The sequence below is a fragment of the Psychrobacter sp. H7-1 genome (genome assembly GCF_904846585.1).
Lineage (GTDB): Bacteria > Pseudomonadota > Gammaproteobacteria > Pseudomonadales > Moraxellaceae > Psychrobacter > Psychrobacter raelei.
In genome coordinates this window covers 154,180-169,962 of sequence record NZ_CAJHBH010000003.1, presented here as the reverse complement: position 1 = coordinate 169,962, position 15,783 = coordinate 154,180, and the positions used below count along the sequence as shown (strand labels likewise).

The following is a 15,783-nucleotide window of genomic DNA, read 5'->3' as shown; positions in this document are numbered from 1 at the left end:
TGAGCATACTGTATTGGTATAAGATGAGCAGGCGTAGTCGGGCTCTGGGATTGCGCTCAGTCTTTGAGTGTTTGCCAAAGTCATGGTCTTCTAGGTTATGTATTGGTATGGTCATCAGTAGATTATACTATATATTTTGGGTTTGGTATAAGTTAGATGCCACATAAAAAGAGACTAACCTAGGTTAGTCTCTTTTTTTAATGTTAGGTGACCGTAAGCGAGATTAAGATGGCTCGGGCTGACAAGTGGGACAAAAGGTACTGGCGCGGCCGGTTATCACTACCTTATCAATACCAGCACCACAAGTCGGGCAAGGTGATTTATATTTGCCATAGACCAACAGTGTTTGCTGAAAGTATCCGGTTGTACCACTGGCTACGGTAAAGTCTTTTAAAGTTGAGCCACCTTGAGTGATTGACCGTTTTAAAATCTCTTTGATGTATTTTACCAGTTCAGCTAACTGCACTTTACTCAGCTGATCGGCAGGGGTGATAGGATGGATGCCTGATAAAAACAAACTCTCTGTGGCATAAATATTACCGACCCCGACCACAACTTCTTGATCCATAATCACCGCTTTGATAGGCCGACTAATGGGCTTTAACAGCGGTTTGTTATGACAACTGCGGATGGCATTCTCAGCGACTCTATGAATCTTATCAAACAGGTAGTCGCCTGAAAATTGGTCATCTAAGGGCTCTATACCTAGATGATCAAACAGTTTTTCGGCATAATCATCGAACCATAAAATTGCCCCAAAGCGGCGAGGGTCATGATAGTGCAGCTGTATGGCTGGCTCTGTATCATCCGCTTTATATTGCATAATTAAATGATCGTGTTTGCGCTTGTCCGTGCCAACTGGGAATTGTTGCAGACTGCCTGACATACCTAGGTGGATGATTATCGACTTGGTATCAGGCATATTAGCAGTTTTGGCGCCACTTTGAGAGGGGAGGCGTTGAAATTGTAAAATTAAGTACTTAGCACGGCGCTCTACTTGCTGCAAAGTATAGCCCTGTAAGCGATGAATATCATCTGGTACCGGCCAGCGCAATTTGGGCTGATACACGTCAACCTGCGCCACTTGTTTCTTGAGCAAAGGCTTAAGGCTGGTTTTAGTGGTTTCGACTTCAGGTAATTCAGGCATAACTAGATTGCTCTTCTGGCGTGTAAAATTCCAGGCTGCTGCTCAAGCTTGGCCAGTAGCTTTGATAACTGAGATAAGCCGGTGACCTCTAAGCGAAATTTTAGATGTGCCACGTTGTCATCATCGCTATTGGTATCCACGCCGCGAATATTGACATTCTCTTTGTCAATCACTTGGGTCAAATCTCGCAGTAAGCCCCGTCTGTCGTAAGCTTCGATAATAATCTCAACCGGCTGATAGCTGGTCTGCTGAGAGACCCAGGACGCTGAAATCTGACGTTCAGGCTCACGTTCAATTAAGCGGGCATATTCTGCACAGCCGCGGTTATGAATAGAGACGCCACTACTTTGGGTGATAAAGCCGGCAATAGGCTCGCCATATACTGGCTGGCAGCAATTGGCAAAGCGCATTTCGATATTATCTAGCCCATCAATATTGATCTTATAGGCATCGAGCTTACCGGTGACTTTAGGATGTACGCTGGGCGCATAGTCTTGCTCTTCATTATCAATAACCAGATCAAGCTCACGGGAGATATGACCTGTTAACTGGTGTAGGCCAATTTCTCCGGTAACCAATCCTACCAAGATATCATCGGGGGAGTTGACGTTATTAAAATGTTTAACGTAATCTTTTAGGCTAATGCTATTGGGGTGTACTGACAGACGAGTCAGCTCTTTGGCCAGCATTTGCTTACCAATATCGATGTTTTTATCACGGTCTTGTTTGTTAAACCACTGGCGCAGTTTTGAGCGGGCACGACTGGTTTGGATATAGCCAAGTGAGGGCACTAACCAATCCCGATTGGGCTCACGGGAAGACTTGGTAATAATCTCCACCTGCTCACCGGTTTTGAGCTGATAGGTGAGTGGTACATAGCGCTGGTTAACCCGTGCTGCCTGAGCACGGTTACCCACTTGGGTATGCACATAGTAGGCAAAATCAAGCACGGTAGCGCCTTTAGGCAGCTCAGTAATGTCCCCATCTCGGCTAAACACATAAATATGCTCAAGCTCACCAAAGTCAACCAATTGCTCTTCTTCATCAAGCTCATGGTCAAACTCGTCAGTTAAGCCCTCATGTGGCCCTTTGTTAATCCCGTCTTGGATTAAGTTTTTATTGGTGGTATCACTGCCAGCCAATAACAGCTGGCGTAGTGAGTTGATTTTTTGACTCAAATAAGCATCTTGCTTGTTTTTGCCGCCCTCTTTGTAATTGACATGGGCGCACATACCCAGCTCAGCTTCAAAGTGCATCTGATGGGTACGTATTTGAATCTCTAGTGATTTATTTTCGGCAATCACGGCTGTGTGTAGCGAGCGATAACCATTGGCTTTAGGGTTGGTAATATAGTCGTCAAATTGCTCAGGAATATGACGCCACATGCCATGTACTAGGCCTAAAGTATGGTAACACTCAGCTTGCGTGTCGACCAAAACGCGCAATGCACGGATGTCATAAAGCTGATGAAACGACAAGCCTTTTAATTTCATTTTGCGATAGATGGAGTAAATGTGCTTAACGCGGCCTGAAACCTCACCTTTAATGCCAGATTCAGCCAAAGCCGCTTCTAGCTGAGCTTGGACTCGCTCAATGTATTCTTCACGCTCACTGCGTTTTTCGGACAGTAATTTGGCAATTTCTTTATAGCGCTCAGGTGCCAAATAACGGAAGGCTAAGTCCTCAAGCTCCCATTTAATCTGAGCAATACCTAAGCGATGTGCCAAAGGGGCATAGATGGTCATAACTTCCCGTGCCACACGCTGTCGACGCTCTTCACTGGCATAGGACAGCTCACGCATAGCAAAGGTACGCTCTGCAAGTTTAATGAGCACCACACGCACATCATTGGTCATTGAAATAAGCATGCTGTAAATATTTGACAGCTGCTCACGCTGATTATTAGCGAAGTGATCCTCTAAGCGTTTGTTGCTTTCTATGGTTTCTGACAACTGTCCCAAGGCCAGTGCATCTCTGACGAGTGTGGCGACTTCATTGCCGAATATCTCTTGAATACGCTCATGAGAAATCAGTTGGGTACGAGCCGCTCGATATAACATGGCTGCGGTGAGCGCATCTTCATCTTGGTAGAGGTAGGTTAAGATATCGGTCATGCCGATACCTGTCATATAGGCACTAGAGCGGTTGTCCTCTTCTCCTAGGCTAGACTTTGTGCCGATTAAATCACAGGCTTTGGCCAAATCAGGAAGTTCAGGAATATTAACCCGTAAAGACACCGCTTTTAGCCAAGCGGGCAGATCAATAATCGTATTATCAGCCAGCTTCTTATCTTTGCTTGGCTCATCAGTTGTGGGGGCTTCATTTTTGGCAGGGCTGTGCTGAGTTGACATACTACCGGGTATGCCTATCTCATTGGTAGCATTGTTATTATTGCTGTCATTATGACAATAGGTGAGGGTATCAAGCTGAAGTCGCTTGACTAAGGCGGCATCATTTAGAGGCAAATAATCTGCTTGTATTGAGCGATCCATAGCCGTCGTCAGCTTTGAGGTTGCTAACTGTTTTTTTAGATCTTCGTTGAGCATCTCAAAAGATAAGCGGCTGGGATTGTAATAGCCGTGCTGCTGCTGAGCAATCATTTGTGCAGCTAGGGAGGCACTATCTTCTGTTGTTGTCTGACCGTCAATAAGGGGCAACCCTTCACGAACTTTTACCAAGTAATCCTCCCTTAGCACACCACACCGGGGCTGACACAATGTCGCCCACTTCCAATGACCATGCGCTTACTGTTACCTAACTCTTATTTATTATTATCTTATTTACAGATAAAAATTCAAGCTTAGCTGTGTGAACTGTTGTGAACTAAAGGTAACATGAGCGCGGCCCATACTAAGGCAAAACCCAATTTGATAATAAAGGTTTTAATGCCTTAGCTTAGGCGCATTTGTCATATAAGATTAGGTTGAAAGTTCTAAACGCTAAACGGTTTGTAATTTTTCAAAACGTGCAATAGATTCTACATGACCTGTATGACAGAACATGTCCATTACGCCGGCATCTGTTAAACGGTAGCCTTGCTCAAGTAACGCCTTGGTATCCCGTGCTAAAGTGGCAGGATTACAAGACACATAAACAATGCGTGAGGCGTTAAAGCGGGGTAGATACTGCATAACTTCCCAAGCACCTGAGCGAGGCGGGTCAATCAAGATGGCATCAAAACCTTGCTGCGCCCAAGGCTGCTCGCTAAAGTCTTGAGTTAAGTCTTGATTATAAAACTCAGTGTTGCTAATACCGTTGCGTTTGGCATTATCAGCGGCACGTGCTGTCATAGCATCTGAGCCTTCTACCCCAATGGCCAGGCCTTGTGTGCCATCTTCACCGCCCACCAAACGGGCTAAAGGCAGACTAAAATTGCCTAGACCACTGAATAAATCAAGCACACGCTCACCAGGTTTTAAATCCAACAAGTCGCAAGCCAGCTTGGTCATCTTGCGATTAACCGATAAGTTAACTTGGGTAAAGTCAGTTGGAATAAACTCATAAGTTAAGTTAAATTCAGGTAATTGATAATACAAGCGGCCAAACTGCTCACTGACATCGTCTGTGTCATGTAGAGCAATACGCTCAATACTCTCCGGGCCTTTAGACTGCAAATATAGCTGCCAATTGCGTGCTTTAAAGAACGCCTTTAGCTGATCAATATCACCTTTAGATAGCGGCTCTAAATGACGTAAAATTAAGGCCACAGGTTGATTGCCATCTTTAAGCTCAGGGATGGCTTCACCCATCGCCAATTCAATCTGGGCAATGTGCGCCCGCGCCTCTAAACTGCTGATTAAGCTCTTGAGGTTCTCAAGCTCAAAGCCAATGCGCTTATCAAGAATGTGACACTCGTTTAGCTCGGCTAAGAAGTTGCTATTACGTTCGCGAAAGCCGACCAAGGCGGTATCTTTTTTGGCCACATAACGCACGCCCATACGCGCTTTGGTACGATAGCCTAGGCGATCAGCCACCACTGGCTGCAGCCAGTTATCGGGCTGGATATTGGCTTGGTGTTCAAGTAGCTCGGCCAATACCGTCTGTTTAAAGGCAATTTGGCCCTCAGGTTGCCAGTGCTGCAAGCTACAGCCGCCACAGGTCCCAAAGTGTGGACAAGGCGGGGTCTGACGCTCAGGATGAGGGTTGGCGATAAGCTCAACCGCATCGCCCTCTTCAAAGCTTTTGCGGCTGTTGGTCAAGCGTACCTTGACTGACTCATCGGGCAGGGCGAAGCTTACGAACACCTTTTTGCCATGTTTGTCTTCACTGTGGCCATCTTCTACGCCAAACTCATTGCCATAAATAGCCACACCACGTCCGTCATGGGATAAGCCGTCAATTTTGAAGGCAAGAGGTGGCGCATCTTTTAGGCGACGACGCACACGCGAGCTGGGCTTAGAGAGCTTCTTGCTCGGTGCTGCGGCCAATGACGCATGGTCAGCGCTACTGTTGGCTTTAGAAGAAATGTTGTTGGTATCGGTGGGCTGCATAAACCTGCCTATCTGTTAAATGTGCTGAAAAATAAGGGGGTGAACTGTGGGGGTGATTTTAACACATAAACGCATAACCCGAGGCCGCAGTGTTATCAATAATGACAACTGTGTTTACCTCGCATAGAACGAAAAAGCGCTTAACAATGATTAAAAAGCTAGCACTCAGGGCATAAAACGTCATTTAGCCATGCGCTGTCAGTGTAGAAATGAGCTTAGTTTTACGATAGATAATTAACAACTAAGAAAAGTTACCGTTGCCAGTGATCCAAAAACAGCTGATGCTGAACCTGATTGTTATCATCGAGCTTTTTGGTCAGATAATCCTGAGTCTGTGCCTGCCACATATCAAAGTCGCTAGAGGATAAGACACCAGTTAAGCGCAGCCAGCGCAGATAAATAAGCCAAGTATTTAGCACATCAGACTCACAGTACAGGCTTAGCTCACGCCACTGACTATCAGCGACCATTTGCGCCACTTGGCTGGCTTTTACGGCCATTTTTCCTGGTAGACCATATAGGCTAGCAACAATAGTCATGGATTCTCGGCGACTGCCACCATATTGACTAAAGCGGTCCATCAAGTCCAAATGCCGAGTGTGAAAGCGATTGACGTAATTATCATAACGCATATTAGTGATGCGATGACCTTCCTCGAACAGCAGCGGCACGCTTAAGTCATATTGCATGGCCCGATAAATGAGTACAGGAATATCAAAAGCTGAACCATTCCAGCTCACCAGTTGTGGCAAGCTATTTAGGTCTTTAAAAGCACGAAAGAAGGTAGATATAATCTCTTTTTCGCTTAAAGTATCTGCGGTCAATGAAAACAAAGAGAACTGGCCATCTTTGATATACAACACAGAGATACAGACAATTTTTTGAAGCGGCAGGCGCATAAAGTCATGTCCTGCTTCTTGGAGTCGTAGGCTAGTGAGCGCTGTTAAGGTATCGTCATCATTGAGTTTGGCCAGCTGCGGATACACCCGGCGTGCCCCTTCAATATCTGCCACAGTTTCAATATCAAACACCAAAACGGGGGTTTTAGAAAAGTCGGGCATGGCAGTTCACCTATTTTTTAAGAGAGCCGTTCAAGCTGTCTTTGATATACAAGGGCACATCGAGCAAAGATGATATGAAAGTGGCTAAAGCACAATAAGCTAAAGCAATATAAACCACAGCGATAAACCAAAGCTATTGGGCGGTAAATAACCCAGTAGATAAGTATCGATCACCACGGTCACAGACGATGAAGGCAATCACAGCGTCTGGCTGAGTGTCTTTAATCTCTTTGGCCACTTGTAGCGCTGCCCAAGCGGCTGCACCTGAAGAAACCCCAGCTAGAATGCCTTCGGTGCGTGCTAATTTGCGCATGTACTCTTCTGCAGTATGTTGGCTGATGTCTATGGTGCGATCAATCACTGTGGGGTCATAGATGGCTGGTCTGTATTCCTCAGGCCAGCGGCGAATACCGGCAATGGCAGAGTCTGCATCGGGCTGTAAACCAATAACTTGGATATCTGGGTTTTGCTCTTTGAGATATTTACCGGTGCCTGATATGGTTCCTGTGGTACCCATTGAGCTGATAAAGTGGGTGATACGTCCGCCAGTTTGACGCCACAGCTCAGGTCCTGTGGTTTGGTAGTGAGCAGCGCTGTTATCTGGGTTGGCGAATTGGTTTAAGACGATGCCTTTGCCCTCAGCCTGTAGCTGCAAAGCTTGGTCACGAGCGGCTTCAATACCTTCGTCCACTTCAATTAAAGTGGCGCCATAAGCGGCCATGGCATCTTTGCGCTCTTGGGTGGAGTTGGTGGGCATCAACAAAATCATTTTATAGCCACGCATGGCAGCTACCATCGCCAAAGCAATACCAGTATTGCCACTGGTGGCCTCAATTAACGTATCACCTGGCTTAATTTCTCCACGTTTTTCGGCCTGTAAAATCATATTAAAGGCAGGGCGGTCTTTTACTGAGCTGGCAGGGTTGTTGCCTTCAAGCTTGGCCAAAACTTGTACCGAAGTATCTATCCCTTCAAGCTTGGGTAGACGCTGTAGTGCAACTAAAGGCGTGTTGCCTAAGCAGTCTGATAAAGTGGTGACTTGTTGGATAAAGTTCACAGAATTTTGCGACGTATTTGACATAAAGGCCCTCAGTACAAATTGGCGGTAGGTATTGTATGATGATAAGTGCAAAAGATTATAACATTTTGCGCCCTCTCAGGTTATCTGCAATACGTTGAAAACCTGTTACACTTAATCTAGCGGCGCTCTTGGCGCTTATTCTTTCTTGGTTTATTGCCCTCAAAATAGCCTTATTCTTTATGCGAAAAAAAATAATCGATTTTAGCAGTGCTTATGCTCAGCTTATTTTGCTGGTGTTTTTGCCGATAGTTATTCTTGCTGCGGTGGGGGCGTATTTAGTCCAAAAAGAGTCCAGCAAAGCCATTAAATCTGAGCAGCACACACTGGCGACTGCCGCTTTAATTCGCTATGAACCCATGGTAAAACAACTGCTGCCGGTTATTCTTAGCAATCAAAGCCTAACTGAGCAGCAAGTAGCCCCTCAACATTCAAGCCGTCAAGCCAATGAGGGGCCATCTACTTGGCAAGTGGATACGGAAGCTGCTTCTGACAAAGTGCTGCCAAAGCCGGCGGCGCAAATACAAAGCACACAGGATAGGGCCGCGGATGCTGTCGTTAAGATGACTTTGCCCGATGAGCTGATTGATGCGAAAGCCGTGGCCGATGAGCCTGAGGTTGAGCAAAGCCTAAAATCACTAGATGATGTAAAAAAGCGGATTGGCTTTATTTTATCTTCTATGAATAACAATCAGCACGTGCAGCGTGTGGCAATCATTGACTCTAATGGCAAGGTATTGGCAGCGTCGGGCGATATCAGCACCACCTCTTGGGAGCAGATGAGTCAGCAATACAAGGCCGATCAGCAAGGCTTTATTTCAGGCATCCCGACTGAGATCGGCACAGCGTACGGCCGCTCACTGGGCAATTATGAAGGCATGCAGTATTGGCTATTTGTTGATATGGACAATGAGCCATTGACCATTGCTCGGCTTAAGGTGTGGCTAGGGCTGGGTATTACCGGATTATTCACTTTATTAATGCTGCTGCTAAGCTTAAATATCTATGCCAAGCGCTGGATTGCCCCTATTTATGATTTAAGACTGCATTTGCAGCAAATCACTCCTGAGAACATGTATCTGCCAGTCAATACCCAGTCAAGTGGCGAGCTCAACCAGTTGCAACAAGATCTGCTCAAGACATTGCGCCGCTTATATGGTGACTTTCAAGAGCTCAAGGATCACTCAGATCAGACTGAAGATGACTTACGAGATGCCTTTGATGAGATGGAAATGCAAAACATCTTTATTCGTGAAGCACGCGATCAGGCCATCTCCAGTAGCCAAGCCAAATCGGCGTTTTTGGCCAATATTAGCCATGAGCTGCGCACGCCGCTCAACAGTATTGATGGCTTTATTAACCTATTGGCTCGACATGGCGATCTAACGGCTGAGCAGGATTTGTATGTGCAGACCATTCGTAAATCCTCTGCACACCTATTGGCACTCGTGAATGATGTCTTAGATTTCTCAAAGATTGAGGCCGGCAAGCTGGTGCTAGATAAACATGAGTTTAGCTTATATTCTGCCATTTATGATGTGATGGATATGCTCTCGCCGCTGGCTGCTGAAAAAGGCCTGCGCATGGCAGTGCTCTACTACAATGATGTACCCAATACCATTATTGGGGATGCACTACGGGTCAAGCAGGTGCTAACCAACTTAGTGGGTAACGCTATTAAATTCACTGATGTGGGTGAAGTGGTGGTGCGAGTCGGCATCGATGAGATTGAAGATGCCAGCGTGATTGAAGCCAGTGGACAGTCAGAAGACGAGGCCAAGAGTCATCATGCCAAAGTGGCCACTGACAAAGACAACAGCGGCAGCATGATACATATTGCAATACAAGACACCGGACATGGATTATCTGAAAAAGCCAAAAGCCAGTTGTTCAAAAGCTTTAGCCAAGGAGACCCATCTATTACCCGTCAATATGGCGGCACGGGTCTAGGGCTGGTGATTTCCAAACAATTAGCCAAGCTTATGGGCGGTAAAATTGGTTTTTACGACAATGATAACAATGCCGCCCAGTCGCAATTGGTGCTACCTGAGCCAGGCTTATCGGCAGGATCGGTGAATAAGAACCCGATGAGAACCGGCGCAACCTTCTGGTTTAGTATTCCCTCTTATGTCGATATAGATGAGTTATCTGACCAAGAGTTTGGCGTCGGCTATGAGCAAGAATTGACCGATGAGCAGCTCCAGCTCCCCATGTTACGCCCGTTCGCACAAACTCAAGGTGATGATGACAAACCCTTTGATATGCTGGTATGGATTAACCATCCTTCTAGCATTCAAGTGTTTATGGCAGCAGTGCGGCCGCTCAATATCAATGTGACCATGGCACGCTCTTTGGCCGGTGCTCTTGAGAAGTTAAAAGAGGAGGGCAACCGCTGGGATTGGGTGGTGATTGATGGCGGCGAGAGTGAAACTCGTGAAGATCGGGCCGCATTATTAAAGCAAATCCGTCTGCATTATCAAGGTAAGCTGGCCATTTATGGCTATCAAGTGGCGCTAGATGCCACGTTGCTTGAGCGTTACAAGGCGATGGGGCTGTATCAGCCGCTAGATAAGCGCCAGTTATATAGCATGTTAGACACCCGCACTACCAATGTCTCAACCTTGGTGGCCCCTCCAACTTGGCAAGGAGTGACCATCTTGGCTGTCGACGATCATCTGCCCAATTTACTGGTACTAGATGCCTTGTTAAGCGAGCTGGGTATTAAGGTGATTACCGCCAACAGTGGTTATGATGCCGTAGAGATTATTGGCAAGCAGCTCATGTATGACACTTACGATAGTGAGCAGGCAGCCGCCTTAGAGGATAAGGCGCCGGACGCAACCCCAAAAGACGCTCAAAGCTCAAGCTTACCCGTTCAGCCTACCACCATTGATTTGGTATTTATGGATGTACAAATGCCGCGCATGTCAGGCGATGAGGCAGCAAAAAAGATTCGTCAGTTGGAGGCCGATGCGCAAAAAGAGCATAAAAATTACCACAAACGCTTGCCTATTATTGCGCTAACGGCGCATGGCTTGGCCGATGGTAAAGACAAGTTTATTGCCGCTGGTATTGATGATTATGTGGGCAAGCCCATTAGTCGCCCGCAGCTATTACAAATTCTGCAGCGCTGGCTGGGGCGGGGTGCTGAGGCCGCAAATCCGGCCTTAAAGCCTGAGCCTAACTTGGCACAAAAACAAAAGCAAGATGAGCATGAGCAGGTGCAAGATGAGTTACTTATTGTGGACTGGAAGGATGCGCTCATGCGCTCGGCCAATAAGCCGGACTTGGCCAAGCAGCTGCTACATATGATGCAAGATTCTGTCGCCGATGAGCTACAAGCCTTGCAGCAAGCGTGGGAAGATAGAGACCGTGAGCAATTGGCACAGATTGCCCATCGTATCTTAGGCGCCAGTCGTTACTCTGGGGTACCGCAAATCCGTCAAGCTAGCCAAGATTTAGAAGACAAATGCCTGCTTAATGTGCAGCATACCATACCGTCGCAATTTGCAATGCTTGAGGAGTACTATACAGTCCTTATTTCTAGCCTAAAAATGTTGCAAGCTTTGGATTTAGATGCTTATATTACTCAGCAGATGCAAGAAAGTGATGAGAAAGCATTAAGTGAAAATGATATGACTTGGAAAATGATCTAACCCTATAAAGTTAACGGAACTGACCTTAACTAATCCTAAGCAGAGAGCTAATATGTCATCTTTATTCAGTCAAAAATTAAATGAAAAATACACCACATTGGCGTTAAGTGAGGCCGATGAGGTGTTGACCGTCTCGCTCAATCGCCCGGACAAAAAAAACGCCATGAGCCTGCGTATGATGCGTGAGCTTATCGATGTGGCTGAGCGCCTAAAAAAAGACCGTAGCATCCGTTCAGTGATTATCAATGGGGCAGGCGATAGCTTTTGTGCTGGTATTGATCTTAGTGACTTAAACAATCCCAAAAATGCCATGATGGGCTTGTATGAGCTGCTAAAGCCGACCCAAAGTATCTTTCAAAGAGTATGTTTAATATGGCGTGAAGTGCCAGTGCCGGTGATTGTGGTTACCCAAGGTTATTGTATTGGGGCAGGCATGCAACTGGCTTTAGCCTGTGATTTTCGTATCTCCACCCCCGATTGTCAGTTTGCGATTATGGAGGCCAAATGGGGCTTAGTGCCCGACATGGGATTGACTCAGTCAGCCCTTCATGTGTTGCCAGTAGATGTCCTAAAAGAGCTGACCATGACCGCGCGCTTAATTGATGCCAAGCAAGCTGAGCAGCTGCACTTAGTCACTCACATTGACGATACTCCTTATGAGCGTGCGCAAGCTTTGGCCACAGAGATTGCCACCCGTTCACCTGATGCCGTATTGGCCAGTAAACGGGTCATTAATCAGATGACCAAACAAAGCTTTTGTGCTTTGTATCAAGAAAAAATGTGGCAACTTAAGCTGATGGGTGGGGGCAAAAACCGTAAATTAGCGATAAAAAAAGCCAAAGACAATAGTGTACAGTTTTTAAAGCGTCAATTTAGTTAGGGGTGACATAGCCGGTAGTGAGCACTGCGTTATTTTTAAACTAAAAGCCCAGTCATGAGCCCAGTAAGCGATAAAACCTACTGGGCTTTTTGGTTTTTAAAGGTTAATTTTACAGCGGGGGTGAACATCACTTTGTAGTTCGGTAAGCATGCGTAAATTTCGTTGACTATATAAAGGATAAGAGTAGGCTACCTGTGTTAAATTGGGTATCATCATAAGGTTGCTTTTTGATATTGGTGATATCAAGTGTATTAATAACATCACAATAAAATAAATAGGTAATACCTATATTCAACCTTTAGGTCTGTGTGAGATTTATGTCAAATACTCAAACTTCTACGCCAAAACTGCCTGTAGCATGGATTATGATGCTGGGGCTTATCGTGGCCATCGGCCCATTATCTATCGACATGTACCTACCTGCGCTGCCGACAATGGCTGAGGATTTTGGGGTCAGTACCGCTCAGATTTCAAACTCAGTACCGGCATATTTTGCCGGCTTGGTCTTCGGCCAGCTGATATATGGGCCGTTAAGTGACCGCGTTGGCCGAGTCAAGCCGCTGTATTTTGGTATGACCTTGTATGTCATTGCTTCGCTGATTTGTGCCACCACCGACAGTCAATATGTGCTGTTTGCAGCGCGCACCTTGCAAGCTTTAGGGGCGTGTGTTGGGGCGGTGGTTACCCGAGCCGCCATTCGTGATACCTTGCCGCCCAAACAAATGGCCAAAGCCTTCTCTATTATGGTATTGGTGATGGGACTGGCGCCAATTTTAGCGCCTTCACTGGGTGCCGCATTTTTACGCTTTTTTGATTGGCATGTGATTTTTTGGTTCTTGGCAGGTTTTGGGGTACTAAACTTGCTGCTGACCAAGTTCTTTTTTAAAGAAACCTTGACTGAAGAAAACCGAAATTACAAACCTTTGAATACCATTTTAAGTCAATATCTAGACTTACTAAAAGATCCCTCTTTTGGGTTTCCGGCTATTGGTGCCGGTCTATTAATGGGCTCAATGTTTGTTTATATCAGTGCAGCGCCCGAGCTGTTAATGGATGGCTATGGGCTAACGGAGAGCCAGTTTAGTTTAATATTTGGTATGAATGCCGCAGGCTTTGTGGCACTCACTCAGGTGAACCAGTTTTTAACCAATAGGTTTCGTCTGATTAGCTTACTGCGTTTTGGGGCAGTTATGCAGGCAGTTGCTGCGATAGGACTGTTGTTGTTAGGTGTGATTTATGGTGCAGAGGCTTGGTTGCCATTGGTACTTATCTGTATTTTCTTCTGTATTGCCGGTTTGGGGTTAACTCAGCCGAATGCCTCAGCAATTGCCTTGGCGTTTCAAAAACACCGCGCCGGTATGGCCAGTGCCTTACAAGGCTCATTAATGTTTTGTGTGGGTATTTTTGGCGGCTTATTGCTCAACTTATTTCCGGTAAACCCTGTGTTTAAGCTTGGGGCCACCATGTCAATTTTAATGTGTTTGGGCACCTTTTTGATTTATCGCATGGATAAGAATTTAAACCTAGAGTAGAGGTAAGACACGGGGTCACGCCAGCAACATGCAGCCATAAGCAGCTGCTTTGACGCAGAAAATACGTTTTGTAGATAGCGCCTAAATTGGCGGTACTATGGGCCGCAAAGACTACCCACCATCACCGTTTGGCTTGGTGGGAGTTGCCCAGAGTACGCATCAACAGTGCGTTGACGTATCACCAGCCTGGACGCCAAAAAGGACTGCGCCAGCTATAAGGTGAAGCGTAGCCATAACGCCCGTAGCCCCAAGGATAAGGCGCACTCAAGTACTCCATATCTCGTTGACGCAGATAATAGTAGCGACCCTGATTATAAGCCTCTTCTAGTTTTTCTATGTTCTCAAGCGGACAAACCGGCTGCCAAGCATAACCCTCACGGCCAAGCTTATAAGCATTAAGCTCGGTACAAAACTGCTTTAAGCCTTGCTGACGACCTTGCTCCCACAACTCGCGGTTTGGTGCACTATTGGCCACCGGACTACAGTTTTCAATATGCCTACCGAAATAGGCGCCCGAGCGACCAGCCAGCCCGTCGGCATAGCCAATATCTTGCCAGTTGCCTGCCTGACACTGCTGCGGCGATAGCGCTTGGGTAGTTGCGCAACCAGACAGCACAATCATAGCCGTACCGAATACGGTGGTCAGTAACGTGGTTTGCAAAAAAGTCATCTTATTGCTCCTTAAAAAAAGCCATTACTTATAGTGCCACGTTATTCACTTATCGGCTATTGTGCTTCTGTTATTATAAAGATGATGATAAGCCAAGCTGTCAACACAGTTCATGTATTGCATTGTATTGCGGCTGATGCCATAAAAGCGTTGTTGATATTTACTTGAGCTTTGAGCGAATACCGGTAGAATTGTGTAAGTGGCAAAAAATCTTAACACGCTATCAAGTTATACTCTAAAGTTGTGCTAGCAAGATAAGCGATAGAAACAAGGTATTATCAACGACTTAAGCGGCTATTAGGTCATGACATAATAAGGCGACAGGGCACGGGCGCGAAATTAAGAGATAACAAGTCGACACCCTTATAAAAAACAGATATAAATAGGGATAGGACAGTAAAACAGTATGACTTTAACAAAAGCGCTGAGAACAGCAGATTAAAACGACATATAAAAAATAAAATGAGCAACGATTATGAAAACTGTATTAATAGCAAATCAAAAAGGTGGCTGTGGTAAAACCTCTGTCGCCATTACGCTAGCTGCGGCATTGGCTAATCAAGGTCAGACCGTCGCCTTAGCTGATGCCGACCCCCAAAGATCAAGCCTACGTTGGCTAAAGCAGCGACCCGATACCGCCGCAAAAATTTATGCAGTAGATTGGTGCGATGAAGAAGATATTGGTGACTTGCCCAAAAAAGTGGCCAAAACCTTAGGTAAAAAAGACTGGCTGATTATCGATGCGCCAGGCTCTTTAAGTGGCGATCGCGCAGAGTCGCTAATCAGTGAAGCCCGTGCTATTTTGATTCCAGTGTTACCGTCTATCTTCGATGCTGACAGTACCAAGCAGTTTTTAAAATCCATTCAAGATATCAAGCGTATCCGTAAAGGTAAGGTCGATATTCATCTGCTAGCCAACCGAGTGCGGTCACAAAGTAGCACCAATTTAACGTTGCAGAGATTTTTTGAAAATATAGGCCAGCCGCCCTTAGCCTGGATTAGTGAAAGAAGCTTATATCCACAGTTGGCTGAGCAAGGATTGGCCATTTTTGATCATACTCAAAAACGCTACCGAGACATTCAAGCACAGTGGCAGCCGGTGATGGATGCGCTGATGCCCAAAGTGGCTACTAAGTACGAAGAGGTATTGGCAGGCAGTGAGATTCCCGCTAGTCTGGAAAAACTGCCACAAGCAAAAAGCAACACAGGTATGCACAAGGCCGGAAAGTCGTCAAAAAAAACCAAGGATAACTCAACGTGGTATGAATA

At 46.0% G+C, this 15,783-nt stretch carries 9 protein-coding genes and 1 pseudogene; 4 read left to right on the top strand and 6 right to left on the bottom strand.

Annotated elements, in window-relative coordinates:
- Positions 1–223: 223 nt before the first annotated feature.
- From mutM to cysM, 5 genes are all read right to left on the bottom strand, one after another.
- Positions 224–1,147, bottom strand: a complete 924-nt coding sequence (gene mutM, locus JMX92_RS02220) for a bifunctional DNA-formamidopyrimidine glycosylase/DNA-(apurinic or apyrimidinic site) lyase (protein ID WP_201543654.1) — start codon at positions 1,145–1,147, stop codon at positions 224–226.
- Positions 1,148–1,149: 2 nt separating this feature from the next.
- Positions 1,150–3,843 carry a RelA/SpoT family protein gene (locus tag JMX92_RS02215; protein WP_413786852.1) on the bottom strand — a complete coding sequence of 898 codons (2,694 nt, stop codon included), beginning with the start codon at positions 3,841–3,843 and terminating at the stop codon, positions 1,150–1,152.
- Positions 3,844–4,086: 243 nt separating this feature from the next.
- Positions 4,087–5,637, bottom strand: coding sequence for a 23S rRNA (uracil(1939)-C(5))-methyltransferase RlmD (rlmD, locus tag JMX92_RS02210; RefSeq protein WP_201543651.1), 1,551 nt, complete (start codon positions 5,635–5,637; stop codon positions 4,087–4,089).
- 251 nt (positions 5,638–5,888) lie between these two features.
- Positions 5,889–6,698: a 3'-5' exonuclease gene (locus JMX92_RS02205; protein WP_011959673.1), complete on the bottom strand. Its 810-nt coding sequence runs from the start codon at positions 6,696–6,698 to the stop codon at positions 5,889–5,891.
- Positions 6,699–6,831: 133 nt separating this feature from the next.
- Positions 6,832–7,779: a cysteine synthase CysM gene (cysM, locus tag JMX92_RS02200; protein ID WP_110816076.1), complete on the bottom strand. Its 948-nt coding sequence runs from the start codon at positions 7,777–7,779 to the stop codon at positions 6,832–6,834.
- 179 nt (positions 7,780–7,958) lie between these two features.
- Here cysM and JMX92_RS02195 point away from each other — a divergent pair, with 179 nt between their 5' ends.
- The 3 genes from JMX92_RS02195 to JMX92_RS02185 all read left to right on the top strand — a co-directional run bounded on the left by JMX92_RS02195 (position 7,959) and on the right by JMX92_RS02185 (position 13,844).
- Entirely contained in the window at positions 7,959–11,432 is a 3,474-nt protein-coding gene (locus JMX92_RS02195) for a histidine kinase dimerization/phospho-acceptor domain-containing protein (RefSeq protein WP_201543642.1), read from the top strand.
- Positions 11,433–11,484: 52 nt separating this feature from the next.
- Positions 11,485–12,312: a crotonase/enoyl-CoA hydratase family protein gene (locus JMX92_RS02190; protein ID WP_155586635.1), complete on the top strand. Its 828-nt coding sequence runs from the start codon at positions 11,485–11,487 to the stop codon at positions 12,310–12,312.
- 317 nt (positions 12,313–12,629) lie between these two features.
- On the top strand, positions 12,630–13,844 hold the full coding sequence (locus JMX92_RS02185) for a multidrug effflux MFS transporter (RefSeq protein WP_155586634.1): 1,215 nt from the start codon (positions 12,630–12,632) through the stop codon (positions 13,842–13,844).
- A 178-nt stretch (positions 13,845–14,022) separates the two neighbouring features.
- Here the strand turns inward: JMX92_RS02185 and JMX92_RS02180 are convergent, their stop codons facing one another.
- The gene (locus JMX92_RS02180; RefSeq protein WP_110816080.1) at positions 14,023–14,514 is read right to left on the bottom strand and encodes a DUF2799 domain-containing protein; all 492 of its coding nucleotides are present in this window, start codon (positions 14,512–14,514) and stop codon (positions 14,023–14,025) included.
- Between the two features lie 475 nt (positions 14,515–14,989).
- Here JMX92_RS02180 and JMX92_RS02175 point away from each other — a divergent pair.
- Positions 14,990–15,631 (top strand): annotated as a pseudogene (locus tag JMX92_RS02175) (ParA family protein); the annotation flags it as partial.
- Positions 15,632–15,783 lie beyond the last annotated feature (152 nt).

Bases quoted from the DNA above. Each gene is read 5' to 3' on its own strand.
- JMX92_RS02195 (WP_201543642.1), top strand. From the start codon at position 7,959: ATGCGAAAAAAAATAATCGATTTTAGCAGTGCTTATGCTCAGCTTATT.
- cysM (WP_110816076.1), bottom strand. From the start codon at position 7,779: ATGTCAAATACGTCGCAAAATTCTGTGAACTTTATCCAACAAGTCACC.
- JMX92_RS02190 (WP_155586635.1), top strand. From the start codon at position 11,485: ATGTCATCTTTATTCAGTCAAAAATTAAATGAAAAATACACCACATTG.
- mutM (WP_201543654.1), bottom strand. From the start codon at position 1,147: ATGCCTGAATTACCTGAAGTCGAAACCACTAAAACCAGCCTTAAGCCT.
- JMX92_RS02205 (WP_011959673.1), bottom strand. From the start codon at position 6,698: ATGCCCGACTTTTCTAAAACCCCCGTTTTGGTGTTTGATATTGAAACT.
- rlmD (WP_201543651.1), bottom strand. From the start codon at position 5,637: ATGCAGCCCACCGATACCAACAACATTTCTTCTAAAGCCAACAGTAGC.
- JMX92_RS02180 (WP_110816080.1), bottom strand. From the start codon at position 14,514: ATGACTTTTTTGCAAACCACGTTACTGACCACCGTATTCGGTACGGCT.
- JMX92_RS02185 (WP_155586634.1), top strand. From the start codon at position 12,630: ATGTCAAATACTCAAACTTCTACGCCAAAACTGCCTGTAGCATGGATT.